At 65.8% G+C, this 15,617-nt stretch carries 10 protein-coding genes; 2 read left to right on the top strand and 8 right to left on the bottom strand.

Annotation, left to right across the window (positions count from 1 at the left end):
* Nucleotides 1-7 precede the first annotated feature (7 nt).
* From AC1MBU_RS09220 to AC1MBU_RS09205, 4 genes are all read right to left on the bottom strand, one after another.
* Complete coding sequence (locus AC1MBU_RS09220) at nt 8-739, bottom strand: thymidine kinase (protein WP_479787041.1); 732 nt, start codon at nt 737-739, stop codon at nt 8-10.
* Nucleotides 740-742: 3 nt separating this feature from the next.
* Nucleotides 743-1,936 carry an alkaline phosphatase family protein gene (locus AC1MBU_RS09215; RefSeq protein WP_277359510.1) on the bottom strand — a complete coding sequence of 398 codons (1,194 nt, stop codon included), beginning with the start codon at nt 1,934-1,936 and terminating at the stop codon, nt 743-745.
* 8 nt (nt 1,937-1,944) lie between these two features.
* Nucleotides 1,945-2,622 carry a DUF5998 family protein gene (locus AC1MBU_RS09210; RefSeq protein WP_277359511.1) on the bottom strand — a complete coding sequence of 226 codons (678 nt, stop codon included), beginning with the start codon at nt 2,620-2,622 and terminating at the stop codon, nt 1,945-1,947.
* A gap of 83 nt (nt 2,623-2,705) precedes the next feature.
* Entirely contained in the window at nt 2,706-5,420 is a 2,715-nt protein-coding gene (locus AC1MBU_RS09205) for a bifunctional acetate--CoA ligase family protein/GNAT family N-acetyltransferase (protein ID WP_479787040.1), read from the bottom strand.
* A 122-nt stretch (nt 5,421-5,542) separates the two neighbouring features.
* Here AC1MBU_RS09205 and AC1MBU_RS09200 point away from each other — a divergent pair, with 122 nt between their 5' ends.
* Nucleotides 5,543-8,020, top strand: coding sequence for a DNA gyrase/topoisomerase IV subunit A (locus AC1MBU_RS09200; protein WP_479787039.1), 2,478 nt, complete (start codon nt 5,543-5,545; stop codon nt 8,018-8,020).
* 9 nt (nt 8,021-8,029) lie between these two features.
* On the opposite strand, the gene AC1MBU_RS09195 is transcribed toward AC1MBU_RS09200, so the two are convergent.
* Genes AC1MBU_RS09195 through AC1MBU_RS09180 form a run of 4 tightly spaced genes read right to left on the bottom strand, consistent with a single transcriptional unit; the run spans nt 8,030 to nt 15,031 of the window.
* Complete coding sequence (locus tag AC1MBU_RS09195; protein WP_479787037.1) at nt 8,030-9,022, bottom strand: GNAT family N-acetyltransferase; 993 nt, start codon at nt 9,020-9,022, stop codon at nt 8,030-8,032.
* A complete protein-coding gene (gene cydD, locus AC1MBU_RS09190; protein ID WP_479787036.1) occupies nt 9,009-12,398 on the bottom strand; it encodes a thiol reductant ABC exporter subunit CydD in 3,390 nt (1,129 codons plus the stop codon). The genes AC1MBU_RS09195 and cydD overlap by 14 nt, the downstream gene beginning before the upstream one ends.
* Nucleotides 12,395-13,417 carry a cytochrome d ubiquinol oxidase subunit II gene (gene cydB, locus AC1MBU_RS09185; RefSeq protein WP_346028355.1) on the bottom strand — a complete coding sequence of 341 codons (1,023 nt, stop codon included), beginning with the start codon at nt 13,415-13,417 and terminating at the stop codon, nt 12,395-12,397. Before cydB ends, cydD begins: the two co-directional genes overlap by 4 nt.
* 39 nt (nt 13,418-13,456) lie before the next feature.
* The gene (locus AC1MBU_RS09180) at nt 13,457-15,031 is read right to left on the bottom strand and encodes a cytochrome ubiquinol oxidase subunit I (RefSeq protein ID WP_479787034.1); all 1,575 of its coding nucleotides are present in this window, start codon (nt 15,029-15,031) and stop codon (nt 13,457-13,459) included.
* A gap of 211 nt (nt 15,032-15,242) precedes the next feature.
* Between AC1MBU_RS09180 and AC1MBU_RS09175 the strand changes: the two genes are divergently transcribed.
* Nucleotides 15,243-15,614 (top strand): BlaI/MecI/CopY family transcriptional regulator, encoded by a 372-nt coding sequence (locus AC1MBU_RS09175; protein WP_056547226.1) that lies wholly within the window; start codon nt 15,243-15,245, stop codon nt 15,612-15,614.
* The last annotated feature ends 3 nt before the right edge of the window (nt 15,615-15,617 follow it).

Raw genomic sequence — 15,617 nt, 5'->3', positions numbered from 1 at the left:
CCCGGTCTCAGAGCCTTGCGGCAGCCGGATCGAAGGGCAGCGGCACGTCGCTGCCGGCGTGGGTGCGCGCAGTATGCGCCGTCACTCTGCGCATATGGTGCCTCCGGCAGAGCGTCTCATAACCGATCACCGGACCGGCCGGAAGATCGAGTTCATCGAGCCCTCCGCCCGTCAGCCGCGGCTGGCCGGGATCGCTTTCGGTGCTGGACGGTTCAACATCTCCGACCACCATCTGTTCTCCCTCGACGACCATGACGCCGTCAACCGTGCGCGCGTTGTGCGTGGCCCGGCGCCCGCACCAGCACAATGCCTCCACCTGAAGGACCTGCGTCCTGTCGGCCAGTTCAATCAGCCGCCGCGACCCCGGAAACAGCTGCGTGCGGAAGTCGGAGGTGATTCCAAAGGCGAAGACGTCTATGGCCATGTCGTCGACGATGCGCGCAAGCTGCTCAATCTGCACGGGCGTGTAGAACTGCGCCTCATCGCAGATGAGGTAGTCGACACGGGTTCCGTGAGTGCGGCTTCTGACCAGCTCCTCCCAGAAATCGGTGTCAGCGCGGACCTCAATTGCCTGAGTCATGAGTCCCAGCCGACTCGAGATGACAGACTCCCCCGCACGGTCATGAGAGCTGAAGAGCAGCCCGGCGCGTCCGCGGGCGCTGTGGTTGTGATCCATCTGCAGGGCAAGAGTGGACTTGCCGCAATCCATGGTCCCGGAGAAGAAAATGAGCTCGGCCATGGATTAGCGTCCGACCATTCGAACCGGACCGGGCCCCGGCTTCACCAGGGTGAGCAACGGCACTTCACGCTCGGCACGCGTGAGGGAGCCGTGCTGACCAACGATCTCGAGTGCTGACGCCGGGACCCGGCGGGTGTCGTAGAACGCTACCGGTTCCCTCGCTGCGATCAGGACATCCCCGATCCGAGGCTCGACGTCCGGCGAGACTGTCCCGAACAGTCCTGCGGTGATCGCCTCCTTTCGGGTGAGGATCCACGCATGCGCACTGTGCGCCGTCCGCCAGGAATCGACTAGACGCTGCATGCCGGCGTCAGGCAGGTCCGGCTCTGTATAGAGGTGAACCATGCGCGGCTCTCCTCCGGTATGCGCGACGCCGTCGACCAGCGAGGCATCAGCCGAGAAGTCGACGTGCTGCTCCGGCGCAACATCCACCATGCCGTGATCCGCCGTCAGCAGCAGCAGGGTGTGGGGCGGGACCTTCGCGGCGAGGGATCGCATGGTCCGGTCCAGGTCTTCAAGCCGGTCCCCCCACTCGGGAGAAGCACAGCCTGAGCGGTGCCCGGTCTTGTCGAGCTCATTCAGATAGAGGTAGACGAGCGCCTGATCGCTCGCACCCAGCGCCTTGCACACCGCCTGCACCCGTGCCTCGGGGGTACCTCCCGCCACGTACCTGCCGCCTCGCAGCGCTGCCCGGGTCAGCCCCGACCCGTCGAAGCGCGCGAGCCCTACGCTCGTGACTGGAAGTTCGGCTGCGACCCTCTCAAACACCGTGGGGTGGGGCTGCCATCGTCCGGGTTGCACCATGGCATCCCAGCCGCCGAGCATGTTCACCACTTTGTCCTGTGCAGGGTCCAGGACGTCGTAGCCCACCAGCCCGTGTTGTCCCGGCGCCAATCCGGTGCCGAGTGAGGCGAGCGCGGCCGCCGTCGTGCTCGGAAAGACGGATCCCAGCTTGCGGGACGAGTCGAGGAACTGCCGCAGGAAAGGTGCATGGCCGGAGCGTTTGCGCAGCAGCGCGGCGCCGAGTCCGTCCACCAGCACCACACACACCCGAGGCGCGGCCGGCAGGTCCAGTGCATTGGGAAATCCGGGGAGTCCGAGAGCTGACGCAGAACTGGTGAAGACCTCGGCGATGGTTGAGCGGCCGTAGGCGGGCGCGGCTGGGAGAGGCTCCGTGTGGAGCGGTGAGGTTGGCACGGGCAGGACTACCGCCCGTGATGGGCTCGGCTGAAACGGGTGGCCAGCCCGGGCTGCCTCCGGTTTGGTCCCGGCTGGTTCACGACGACGCCGGAGACGGCCGGATTGGCGGTGCTCACCGTGCGCAGGGCACGGGCGAAGGACTTGGCGTTCTGCACAGCCTGCAGACCGTCAGCTTCCGCGCTGACGCGAAGCACGATGTCTTCCTGTGCGATGGTGCCGGTGTACCCGTGATCGGCATCGCACTGCGGATCGCCGCAGCTCGCCGGTCCCATGTCCAGCCGCTGACCGCCGGACCAGGCAATGCCGAGGGTGAGTTCACGGACGGGATCGGACGGTTTGTAGTTCTGCGGCTGCGCGTACTGGTAGCTGAGCACAACCGAGCGGATCTGGCTGACCGGAACCGACTCGGTGGACACCTGCGCCGTTACTTGCTCTCCGGTGTCGTCCAGTTGTTGGTCATCCACGTGCGTGACCACCAGCATGTCCTCGGTCAGAACAAGGACGGTGATGTGCCGTCGAATTTCGGTCCGCTCGAAATGGGTCTCCAGATGAACCACGTGCGAGAGGGGTTCCCTGCCATCCAGGGCATCATGGACGACGTCGGCCACCAGCCGCGGGTAGAAGCCCGCTCGTTCGAGGGAGGCATCCAGGTCGCGGCGTTCCGCCGACAGCGATGGAGTCATGATTCCAGTGTGACTTATGCCGAGGGCGCACGCCTAACCGGCGTGGACCGCGGCACCGGCCCGGCGGGGCTGCCTGGGGCGAGTCAGTCGCGCATCGCCCGGCGTGCGCTGTCAGTGCGTTGCTGGGGGTTTCCTACGCTGATTTCTGCGCTGAGGACGGCGAGCCCGCTGGCTGAGACCAGAACCGGGTTGAAACGCAGCAACGCAATCTCGGGATGCCGGTCCTTGAGCAGGGCAACCCGCAGGAGGAGATCCTCGATGGCTGGGACGTCCACTGGCGGCAGCCCCTGGTAGCCGAAAAGCCGTCGGCTTGCCCGCGGCGTCCGGAGAAGATCTGCAGCGTCCAAAGTGGTCAGCGGCGGAATGCCGTGCGCCCAGTCGTCGAGCAGGTTCACCGCATCTCCGGCCATCCCGAATGACACTACAGGTCCAAGCAGGGGGTCCTCGATCGCCCTGATCACGCAGGCCTGCCCCGGCGGCGCCATGGGCTGGACTTCCAGGCCTGGACTCCCGAAGGGGCGAAGTTCGGCCCGCATGGCTTCGATCCCCGCGCGCAGGCCGGAGGCATCCGGGATGTTGAGCCGCACTCCGCCGAAATCGAGGCGGTGCCGCAAATTCTCTTCAACCGTCTTCAGCGCAACCGGCCATCCCAGCGAGTCTGCGGCCTCGACAGCCTCGTCAGCTGAATCGAAGGGAATCGAGGGCAGCACGTTGATGCCGTAACAGTCGAGGAGCTCGTGCAGCTGGCCGCTGTCGAGACGGCGCAGCCCCACATCCCGCACATCGGACAGGACACTGCCGAGCAGGGCAGCAGCGCCTTCCTCATCGACGCTGTCCAGCTGCGCGAACACACCATGCTCGCGCTCCCTCCAGCGGCTGTACCGGACGACCGCGCCCAACGCAGACACAGCGGCTCCGGGACTGGCAAAGCAAGGTACGGAGGCGTCACCGTCTCCGGGCTCGTCCCCGCGGCGTGAATAAGTACCGCGGGCGGCACGCAACCCCTCAAGCTGCGCGGCCGGATCCAGCACGCCGGTGAAGCATGCGACAACTGGCTTGGCCGCAGCGGCGCCGCACTCCTGCAGCACCGGCAGGATCGCCTCGAAGGAGAGCCCGACCACCGGAATGAGGGTGAGAATGAGGGAGTGCACCTCCGGATCCGCGAGTGCCTCGGTGAACGCCGTTTTGAGGGCGGACAGTGCCACGGACTGCCCTGCGTCGAGATCAAGGTGCGCATTCAGCCGCACCACGTTCAGTTCCTGTGCAAGCGCCGCGTCCGCGAGCACTTTCCCCAGGGCAAGTGAGTTGCTGAAGACAGCCACTCCCGTTCCGCCGGGAACAGGCTGGCCGACCACAATCTGCGCTACGTCCATCAGTTGTTCGGTGGTCTCGACGCGGATTACCCCGGACTGCCGCAACATCGCGTCGAGTGCGCCACTGGGCGCCTGCGTTGTGCGTACCGCATGGCCGGGCGGCAGCTGCAGTCCCATGACGTCGGACTTGGCGACGATAACCGGCTTCATGCGGGAAAGTCTGCGTGCGATCCGGGAGAATTTGCGCGGATTGCCGATCGACTCCAGGTACAGTGCTACGGCCCGGGTGTTCGGATCATCCTCCCAGTACTGCATGGCGTCATTACCGGAGACGTCCGCCCGGTTGCCGGCGGACAGCGCCGAGGACAATCCGATGGCGCGCCGGCTGGCGGCGGCATGGAGCATGACGCCGATTGCTGCTGACTGACTGAAGAGGCCCAGCCCGCCACGCTCCGGCAATTCGGGCGCCATCGATGCATTCAGCCGCACGGCTGGATCCGTGTTGATGATGCCCAGGGATGCCGGACCCACAACCCGCATGCCGTAGGAACGGGCGCTGTGCACCAGCGCGCGCTGGCGCGCGAGTCCTTCGCCGTCGTCGTCGGCGAACCCCGCCGTCGCGACAAGCAGCCCTTTCACACCTGCCCGCCCGCACTCCCCGGCGACAGCGAGCACCTGATCGTAGGGCACCGCAATCACGGCGAGATCCACAGGATGGGGTATCTCTGCAATGGAGCCGTAGGCCACCATGCCGTTAAGCTCGAACGCCTCGGGGTTGACGCCGGCAACCGGTCCAGTGAATCCACCGTCGACGATGTGTTCGAGCAGCGAGTAGCCCACGCTCCCCCAGCTGCGGCTGGCACCGATCACTGCAACCGAGGACGGCGCCAGCAGGGTCTGCATGCTGCGCGCCTCGGCGCGGTGCTCACGTGCTTCCATCACTGCGCGGGACTTGTCGGTCGGGTCGATATTGAACGTCAGCTCCACGACACCGTCATCGAAGCGGCGGTCCACCTCGTAGCCGGCTTCGGCGAACACCGTGATCATCTTCCGGTTTTCGGGCAGCACCTCGGCGGTGAATCGCCGGATGCCGTTCTCCCGGGCTGCGACGGCGAGGTGCTCGAGCAGGATAGACCCCAACCCCCGGCCCTGATAGGCGTCAGATACGTTGAAGGCGACCTCGGCCTCGTCGGGATCATCGAGGCGGTCATAACGGCCGATGCCGATGATGTCCTGGCCACGGGTCACGACGAAGGCCACGCGGCCCGCGTGGTCTACCTCGGTGAACCGCTTGAGTTCCCTGGCGCTCAGCGAGGCCTTATAGGTGAAGAACCGCAGGTAGATGGAGTTCTGGGACTGCCTCATATGGAATGCCTGGACGGCGTCCGCATCCAGGGGCGAGATGGGCCGGAGATGGCCGGTCGAGCCGTCCCGCAACACGACGTCCGCCTCCCAATATTCGGGGTATAGTCCGTCAGCCACCATAGACTCACAGTAGTGGGCGGCTGCCTTTTCCGTCAGCCGGAGCCCGGTTGCCGTCCGCCCACACGACCTACCGACCACCGCATACCACCTACGCGATCAGCTGCCGAAGGATTCGACACACCATGGCAAGGCGCCAAGCCACACCCCCCGAGAGGGATTACACCGAGAAGATCATCGACATCGACGTCACCTCCGAAATGGAGGGCTCCTTCCTGGAGTACGCCTATTCGGTGATCTACTCGCGTGCCCTCCCGGACGCCCGCGACGGCTTGAAGCCGGTACAGCGCCGGATCCTGTACATGATGACTGACATGGGTTTGCGTCCCGACCGCGGTCACGTGAAGTCGGCGCGCGTGGTCGGAGAGGTCATGGGCAAGCTTCACCCCCATGGCGATGCAGCCATCTACGACGCCATGGTGCGCATGGCCCAGGACTTTTCGCTCCGCCTTCCCCTGATTGACGGGCACGGAAACTTCGGTTCGCTCGATGACGGCCCGGCCGCTGCCCGCTACACCGAGGCGCGGCTCGCTGCTGCGGCCCTGACCATGACGGACCACCTCGGCGAGGACGTCGTCGATTTCATTCCGAACTACGACAATCAGCTCACCCAGCCCGAGGTCCTCCCGGCAGCCTTCCCGAACCTCCTCGTCAACGGGGCAACCGGAATCGCTGTCGGCATGGCCACCAACATGGCGCCGCACAACCTCGGGGAGGTCATTTCAGCGGCACGGCACCTGATCGACAACCCGGACGCCACGCTGGAAGACCTCATGCGCTTCGTTCCGGGGCCGGACCTCCCGAGCGGCGGCAAGATCGTCGGGCTGGACGGCATCCGTGACGCGTATGCGAGCGGCCGCGGCTCCTTCAAGACCCGCGCCACCGTGGAGGTTGAGCAGCTTTCGGCCCGCCGCACCGGGTTGGTGGTCACGGAACTGCCCTACATGGTGGGGCCGGAAAAGGTGATCGAGAAGATCAAGGATGCTGTAACAGCGAAGAAGCTGCAGGGCATTTCCGACATCGTGGATTTGACTGACCGTACGCACGGGCTGCGGCTGGTCATCGAGCTCAAGAACGGCTTCAATCCCAACGCCGTGCTGGCGCAGCTCTACCGGTACTCGCCGATGGAGGATTCCTTCGGCATCAACAACGTCACCCTGGTGGACGGCCAGCCCCGCACCCTCGGTCTGGTCGAACTGCTTCAGGTGTACGTCAGCCACCGGATCTCGGTTGTCCGGCGCCGTACCTCCTACCGGCTCGGGAAGAAGAAGGACCGGCTCCACCTCGTTGAGGGCCTGCTGATTGCCATTGTGGACATCGACGAGGTCATCCAAATCATCCGGTCCTCGGATGAGGCCGCAGCTGCCCGCGAGCGGCTGATGGCAATCTATGATCTGACCGAGATCCAGGCCAACTACATTCTTGAACTCCGGTTGCGCCAGCTGACCAAGTACTCCCGCATCGAGCTGGAGAAGGAGCAGGACGAGCTGCGCAGGGAGATTGCCGCACTTGAGGAAATCCTCGGCTCCGAGCAGAGGCTGCGCGGGCTGGTATCGGAAGAACTCGCCGCCATCGCGGAACAGTTCGCCACGCCGCGGCGCACCGTGCTTCTGGAGTCGGAGGCCAGCGCGCCCTTGAAGGGCACGGTTCTGCCCACGCCTGCCGGCAACGGAGCCAAAGCGCCTCTTGCCCTGGAGATCGCCGACGACCCCTGCTGGGTTCTTCTCTCGACCTCAGGACAGCTCGCCCGCACCACGGGACGGGAGCCGATGTCCGACGGCGGCCAACGCGTCAAGCACGACGCCTTCACCTCTGTTGTCGCAACCACCGCCCGAGCGGAGATCGGCGCCCTCACCTCGGCGGGCCGCATGCTGCGGCTCCAGGTTGTGGACATGCCCGCTCTGCCGCCGACGAACACCACACCGAATCTGGCCGGCGGGGTTTCCATCAAGGAGTTCATTACGCTGGAGCGCGGCGAATCGCTGGTGGGCCTCGTCCCGCTGGACAAGACGTTCGCGCTTGGAACCGCCCAGGGGATCGTCAAGCGTGTAGTCCCGGACTACCCGCTCAACCGGGATGATTGGGAGGCAATCACCCTCAAGTCGCGGGACAGTGTGGTCGGCCTTGCGGCCGCTGAGGACTCCGACGACCTCGTTTTCATCACCCGGGAAGCGCAGCTGTTGCGCTTCCCGGGTGGCGCCGTTCGGCCTCAGGGACGCACCGCAGGCGGCGTGGCCGGCATCAAGCTGGGAGCTGAGGACACCGTCCTCTTTTTCGGTGCGGTGCGCGCGGGAGATCCTGCCGCCGTCGTCGTCACCATCGCAGCCGGGAGCGAGGCGCTGCCCGGAACCACCCCCGGATCGGTGAAGGTGACGGAATTCGCGGAGTACCCGGCCAAGGGACGGGCAACGGGCGGCGTCCGTTGCCACCGCTTCCTGAAGGGCGAGGACCATCTGGTGCTTGCGTGGGCGGGACACGGGCCGGCGCGGGCCGTATCAGCCACCGGCGTTGCCCGGGCACTTCCGACCGAACACGGGCGCCGCGACGGGTCAGGGGTGGCGCTGTCACAACCCGTCGAGGCGATCGGGCCAAGTCCGGAGTAGGAGCCGGTACTACTCCGGCTGCGCGAGCTGCTTCTCGAAGACCATCGACCGGCGCGTTGGGGTGTACCCCATGCGCTCATATAGGCCGAGGGCGCCGGAGGGGTTCTCGGTGTCCACGCCCAGCCCGGCGTTCTCCATGCCGTCTGCCTTGAAACGGCGCATGGCTTCGGCCAGGAGCGCAGGTGCGAGACGACGCCCACGCCAGTCGCGTCTCACGCCCAGCAGCTCGGTGTAGCCCTCATCGTGGCCGACCAGTTCCCTGGACTCGGGGTCATAGCTCGCGATCTCGTACGCGGCCACCTCACCGGAGGAGTTGTCGATGACGGCAAGGCTCCACTCCGCCCGGAACTCCGGGTGGCTGACGGTGAACCGCCAGCTCTCCTCATCCCGAGGCTCACTCCCCCAGTGATCCTGGAAAGCCTCGTTATGCGCCAGGCGGATGGCCTCGGAGAGGTCGTCGCTGAACGCTACGATCTCGAATTCCGGGTCGAGATCGACCTCCGGGATGTCCGCCGAGAGATCGCGGGTCATTTCCGTGAACCACCGGGTGATGGTGCCGCCGGCCGACTCCATGAGCGCGCGATGCCCCGGATTGAGCTCCTCCACGTAGGAACGGATGAAGCCTCCTTCCACCCCTGCTTCCGCCAGTCTCTTACCCGCACGCTCGACCTGCCAGCCGTGAATCGCCCGGCCGATCCCCCGCCGTCGCCATTCCGGATCGACTCCCCCGAAAACGTGCACCAGCTGTGAACCCGGATTTGCACTGATCCGCCCGAAGGCGCGCGGTGTGCCGCCATCATCGAAACCCATGACGGTGTCCAGCACGGGATCATTCTTGGAAGCTTCGAGGACTTCCTCCAGGTCAGCGCGCTGTTCGATCCAGTCCGGCTTGTCAGCGACCGCCATCCGGCGTAGCAGCGACTCCCAGTCCTCAAGGTCTGTGGCTGTTATTGCCCGCCAGCTCAGCTGCTGGTGGGTTGGAATGAGCTCAGGCGTAGGCATGCTCCCAGCTTAAGTGATTGCCCTCGCTGCCGGCAGCCAGTTCGACGCCGGTGTCACAGCGGAACGCTTCGGCGCGGTCGTGGGTGACCAGGAGCACCGGCCGATCCCCCAGCCCGCTCCGCAGGTCACGCAGGAGGCGGAAAGCGCCGTCGGCGTCGAGGTGGGCAGTGGGCTCGTCGAGGATCAGCACCGACGCTCTGGTCAACAGCGCGCGGGCAACCGCGAGGCGCTGCCGCTCGCCGCCGGAGAACCTGTTCCCGCCCGGGCCGATTTTGGTGTCCAACCCGTCCGTGCGCCCCCGCATGGTATCGGCCAGCCCTACGGCTTCGAGAACACGCCACAGCTCATCATCATCAGCGTGTTCCTGCGGGGAACGGGCAAGCAGGAGGTTGGCCCGCACCGAGGAGTCGAACAGGTGGCCTTCCTGCGGGCACCAGGCGGCGGGCAGCATTCCGCCGTCAGCCGCGGCCCCTGCCAGGTACCTGCCGCTGCTGAGTGGCAGGAACCCGAGCAGTGCGCCGATGAGGGTCGATTTGCCGCTGCCCGAGGGACCCGTGAGTGCGGTCCAGGATCCACTCCGCACCGAGAGCGTGACGCCCTCTACCACTGGAGCACCGGGCTCGTACCCCACAGCGGCGTCCACCAGCGCGAGCACCGCCGCGTCCACGCCCTGCGCCGGCTCCGGGATACTCCGCCGGACCTCCACGCCGGCTGCGGCGCCGGCAGGATCCAGGTGAGCATCGAGCCTGCGCGTCACGGCTCCAAGCGGCGCCCACTGCTGCACGGCGCTCACCCCGGCTGCGAGAGGCTCGATGAGCGCAAGCTGCATAAGCACGACGACGGCCACTACTTCCGCGCTCTGCCCGGCCGAGCCTGCCAGGACGGCGACAGCGGCCAGGGCGCACGCGAAGACGACGAGTGCCTGTCCGATGCCGGCGGCCCAGGAGATGCGGCGCAGGCCGCGGGCGGCACGGGATTCCAGCCGAGCGAGGCGGTTCAGGGCGCCTGCAGTGAGCCCGTTGACCGCGACATCGCGTGATGCCCGCAGAAGACCCGTGGTCTGGGCAAGGGAAGCCGCACGCAGCCTGATGCCCGCTGCTCCCGCTGACCGTTCCGCCAGCAATGCGGCGGCGGGGGCGGCCAGTAGACCGGTACCGACGGCGAAGATCTGCCAGAGAATCGCGTCCGGCAGCAGCAGCGCCGTCGTACAAATGGCTGCCAGACCGGTCAGGACCGCCGTCAGCGGCGGGAAGACCGCCCGCGCGGCGGTGTCCCTCAGTTCGTCGATGTCGCCCACTAGCCGTTCGATGCCACCCGATCCGCGTGATAGCGAGCGCCAGGATTCCGCACGGCCCAGCAACGCATGCCACAGCCGCAGGCGCACAGCGTCAGCGGTCTGCAGGATACTCTCGTGCAGCCACAGCCGTTCGCAATAGCGCAAGAGGGAGCGTCCGATGCCGAAGAACCGAACCCCCACGATGGCTGCGAGAAGGTAGAGGATGGGCGGCTGTTCAGACGCTCGGACGATCAGCCAGCCGGACAGTGCTGTGAGGGCCACGGCGAAAACAGACGAGCCCGTACCGAAAGCGAGCGCTGCGAGGAACCGGGGGGACCACGGGCGCACCAACGAGAGCGCTCGCAGGGCTGTCCGAACGGCCCCGTGGCCCATCATCGGCTCGGCCAACCCGGATCGAGCGGGCGCAGATGGCGAGGTTTCGCGCGGGTCGGGGTTATTTCCGCCCGCTCGATTCGGGGTGTGCGCAGTGTGCGGCGCTGTAGCCAGGCTTCGGGCTGACCCGAGGTCGACCGTGCGGTCGGCGAGGCGTGCGGTCTCATCATCATGGGCGATCAGCACAACAGTGACCGTTGACGGCAGGTTTCGTACTGTCCGGCGGATAACCGCCGAGGTGTTCTCATCCACGTGGGCGGTGGGTTCATCGAGCAGCAATGTTCCCCCGGCGGGCCCGGTGCGCAGCAGGGCCCTGGCCAGCGCAACCCTCCGGAGTTCGCCCGGGCTCAGTTCTCCGGTGGACTTCTCCAGCAACTGGCTTCCGTCCACTGCCGCAAGCAGCCCAAGAAGCGCCTGGTCTTCCAGCGGTGACTCTGCGTAGAAGGCAAGTTCTTCACGAACGGTGTCCATCAGCGGCTCGGGATGCTGCGGCACCCAACCGAGCGGGCCGCTGAGCGGCCTGACCGCGCCATCAATATGAAGGCCGGGCTGGGGAACTCCTGCCAGCAGCCCCATCAGCGTTGACTTGCCGGAACCGCTGGGACCCCTCAGCGCGGTGATCCCCGGTGACAGGGTAAAGGTGAGATCCTCAACGATCGGTGCTTCTGAGCCTTCGAACCGCAGGGTGAGGCCTTCGGCGCCGGACGCACCGTCGTCGGCGTTTTCCGGGCGGCCGACCGGCACGGCGGCGGACGTCCGTGGCGCATCGATGATGTGCCGCACGGCCCGTCCTGCCTCCAGCCCGTCATCGCTCGCATGGTGCGCGGCCCCCAGGTCCCGCAGCGGCAGGTAGCACTCCGGCGCGAGGATCAGGGCGAGCAGGCCCACTTCAAGCCCCACATCACCGTGGATCAGCCGCACGCCCACGAACACGGCCACGACCGCCACTGAAATCGTGCTGATCAGTTCGAGCGCGAGGGATGACAGGAAGGCGATGCGCAGTGTCTCCATGGTCCGGCGGGAGTAGCCGGCGCCGATATCCTCCAGCGCACGCGTCTGGGCACTTGCCCTGCCGAGGCCAACGAGGGCGGGCAGCCCTTTTGCGAGTTCCAACAGATGGTCCGAGAGCCGATCGAGCGATGCCCTCGCCTCGGCTGTTCTGTCCTGCGTGTGCCAACCGATCAGCACCATGAAGACCGGGATCAGCGGGATGGTCAGGACGATCACGGCGGCGCTCACCCAATCCGCAGCCAGAATGCGCGCGCCGACCAGGAGGGGAACCACTGCGCAGGTGATGAGCGCGGGGAGGTATTGCGTGTGGTACTTGTCGAGGCCGTCCAACCCGCGGGTGAGGAGCACGCTGAGCGCGCCCGTACCCTGCTTCCCACTCGTGGTCCCGCCGTCGGCAAGCACCCGCTCAAGCGCCTCCCGCCGCAGCCGCTCCTTCACCCCGTATGCCAGGCGCTCAGCGGTTCCCTGCTGTGCCCAGGCAGCGCCTGCGCGCAGCACTGCACCGGCCACCCCGACCTCCAACAGGTCTGCTGACGGCAGGGCACCGCCGGCGAGCGCCGCGATGCCGCGGGCGATTGCTTCCGCGATCAGGACCAGCCCCACTGCCTTGACCGCAGCAAGGACACCGAGGAGGTACACGGGACGAACCGGAACGGACATGCCGGCGGGGCCGCGGGCCAGGAGCCGGTCGATCACAGGGGGCTCACCGAGTGTGCGTCGGGGATGCTCTTTTCGGTGACGCGCTTCCGGAAGACCCAGTAGGTCCAGCCCTGGTAGGCGAGCACGAGGGGCACCCCGACAGCCGCGACGATGCTCATCAATCCGAGGGTGTATGGCGAGCTCGAAGCGTTCTCCACCGTGAGGTTGAAGGCGTCGCTGAGCGTCGACGGCAACACGACCGGATAGGCCGAGCCGAAGATGCATGCCAGCGAAGCCGCCAGCGCGGCACCCAGCCAGATGAAACCCCAGCCATCATGTGAGGACCACTCGGCAAACCAGGACGCAGCCGCCGCAGCTACGGCGACGGCAAGGATAAGACCGGTCCACACCGTTCCGCCGGCGAGGTGCACTGTCGCTGCCCACAGCAGCAACGGCACGACGGCGAGCGGCAGCAGCCGTATCAGGAGCTTTCTCGCTCGTTCCCGGATGGGCCCGTCGGTCTTCAGCACCAGGAACGCCAGAGCGTGGGCGAGGCAGAAGAGGACAACGGCGGCCGCGCCAAGGAAGGCGTCAAACGTAACCCAGACGAATGGCCCGCCCACCCGGTCACCGTTCTCGTTGAGCGGAAGTCCGGAGGTGGTCAAGGCGAGGGCGGCGCCGATTCCAGCCGCTGCGGTGAAGGAGCCGAGGAAGATTGCCAGATCCCAGCGGCGGCGCCACTGGTCGCTGTTCATCTTTCCGCGGTACTCGAAGGCGACTGCCCGGAAAATGAGTGCGAGGAGCACCAGGATGAAGGGCAGGTAGAGCGTGGAAAGCAGCGAGGCATACCAGAGCGGAAAAGCGGCGAGAGTTGCACCTATCGCGGTGACGAGCCAGACCTCGTTGCCGTCCCAGACCGGCCCAACCGTGTTGAGGAGGACCCTCCGTTCCCGGTCGGTTCGCGCGAACAGCTTCATCAGCATGCCGACGCCGAGGTCGAATCCCTCAAGGAAGAGAAAGCCGGTCCACAGCACGCTGATCAGGATGAACCAGATCGTGGGCAGGAGCTCGGTCATGTGCGTGGTTCCTTTCCGCGCGGCGCAGTGGAGTTCGGCTCAGTAGGCAAAGGCGAGCACATCGTCGTCGTCCTTTCCGCGTGAGGAACTGTCGTCGTCGTGCCTGGCAGCCAACTCCGGCATGGCGGAGGCAACCCCGCCGCGCACGTAGGTGAAGAGCAGCTTCACTTCGACGACCAGCAGGACGGCATAGACCAGAGTGAGTGCGACCAGCGAGAAGACGAGTTCGGCGAGCGATACCCCCGGCGACACTGCGGCGGCCGTGAACATGAAGACGCCGTCGATGCCGCTGGGGTCAGGGTTGGGCGCCACGACAAACGGCTGGCGGCCCATTTCCGTGAAGATCCAGCCCGCGGAGTTGGCCCCGAAAGGCGCGAGGATTCCGAACACCGCAAGCCGCATCAGCCAGCGGGACTCAGGGACCGTCCCCTTCCGCAGAATCCACAGGTCTACCAGCGCAGCGAAGGCGGCGAGTGCGCCGAAGCCGATCATGATGCGGAAGCCCCAATAGGTGACTTCCATGACCGGCAGGTAGTCGATGCTCATGCCGGCGCGCTCGCCGTACATCGGATCGTCCGGCAGTGTCTGTCCGTACTGCTCCTTGTACTCGGGCAGGAGCGTGTTCACGCCTTTGACTTCGGTAGTGAAGTCACCGTTCGCAAGGAAGGACAGCAGGCCCGGAACCTCGAAAACCGCAACGATGTCGTCGCAGTCCTGCGATCCCAGGTTGCCGACCGAGAGGACCGAGAAGCCGGTTCCATCGTGGCAGGCGGCTTCCGCTGCCGCCATCTTCATGGGCTGCTGCTCAAACATCAGCTTTGCCTGCAGATCACCTGACACTGCGGTTCCGGCGAAGGAAATCAACGCGACGACGGCGCCGATCCGCGCTGAGCGCAGCCACACCTGGTGGTCAATCACTCCGCGGGAACCGGAAGTGTCAGTTCCGACGACGACCTTCCCGTCGCCGTCGACCGTGTCCAGCCCGTCATGGCGCCGCTTCCAGAGGTGGTACCAGGCAATACCGAGCAGGAAGCCGCCCGCAACAGCGAGGGCACCGAAGATGGTGTGGGTGAAGGCGACGAGGGCGGTGTTGTTGGTGAACACTGCCCAGGCGTCCACCATGCGGGCACGGCCGTCCACGAGCTCGACGCCCACGGGATGCTGCATCCAGGAGTTCGCCACGATGATGAAGTAGGCAGAGAATACCGACGCCACGACTGCGGCCCACAGCGCTCCAAGGTGCAGCACCTTCGGCAGCCGCTGCCAACCGAAGATCCACAGGCCCAGGAAGGTCGATTCGACGAAGAACGCAAGCAGCGCTTCCATGGCAAGCGGCGCACCGAAGACATCGCCTACGAACCGGCTGTACTCGCTCCACGCGAGCCCGAACTGGAACTCCTGCACCAGTCCGGTTGCAACCCCCATGATGAAGTTGATGAGGAAGAGCTTCCCCCAGAACTTCGTCATCCGCAGGTAATGGTCCTTGCCCGTCCGGTACCAGAGGGTCTGCATGGCAGCGACAACGAGGCCAAGCCCTATCGTCAGCGGCACCATCAGAAAGTGGTACACGGTGGTGATACCGAACTGCCACCGTGCAATTTCAAGTGCTTCCACAGGTCCTCAATTCCTCAAGCACTGGCGATGTGTGAGCTACTTCTACGCTCTGTAGAAAAACTCTTCTACATATCGTAGAACAACTTTCCCGCACACTTCTACATGACGTAGAACCTTGCGCGAAAAAGCTGTAGATTAAGAGGGGTTGGAAGTGGCATTGCACCGCGATCAGTCCGTCCAGCCGCAGATCAGGATCAACAAAGGAATAAGAATGGCCACGCTCGGTGAACTCGAACGCACAGTGATGGACCTGCTGTGGGGCACCCAAGAGGCCATGACCGCGAACACTCTTCGTGATGCATTGGCGCTAGCTCCTGAAGGTACGGCGGAAGGCAAGGAACTCGCGGTCACCACGGTGTTGACCGTCCTGTCCCGGCTGGAGAAGAAGGGCCTGGTTGAGCGTGAACGCGACACCCGCCCTCACCGCTACCGCGCCGTGACCAGCCGCGAAGACCACACGGCGGAGCTCATGCATGAGGTACTGGTAACCGCTCCTGACCGCGAAGCTGTACTGGCACGCTTCATCGGCAGTGTCTCTGAGAGCGAGGCCCGCACACTCCGGCGGCTCCTGGGCAGCAACTAGCCG

This window comes from Arthrobacter sp. PTI12 (assembly GCF_056679915.1).
This window is presented reverse-complemented; position numbering and strand designations above follow the sequence as displayed.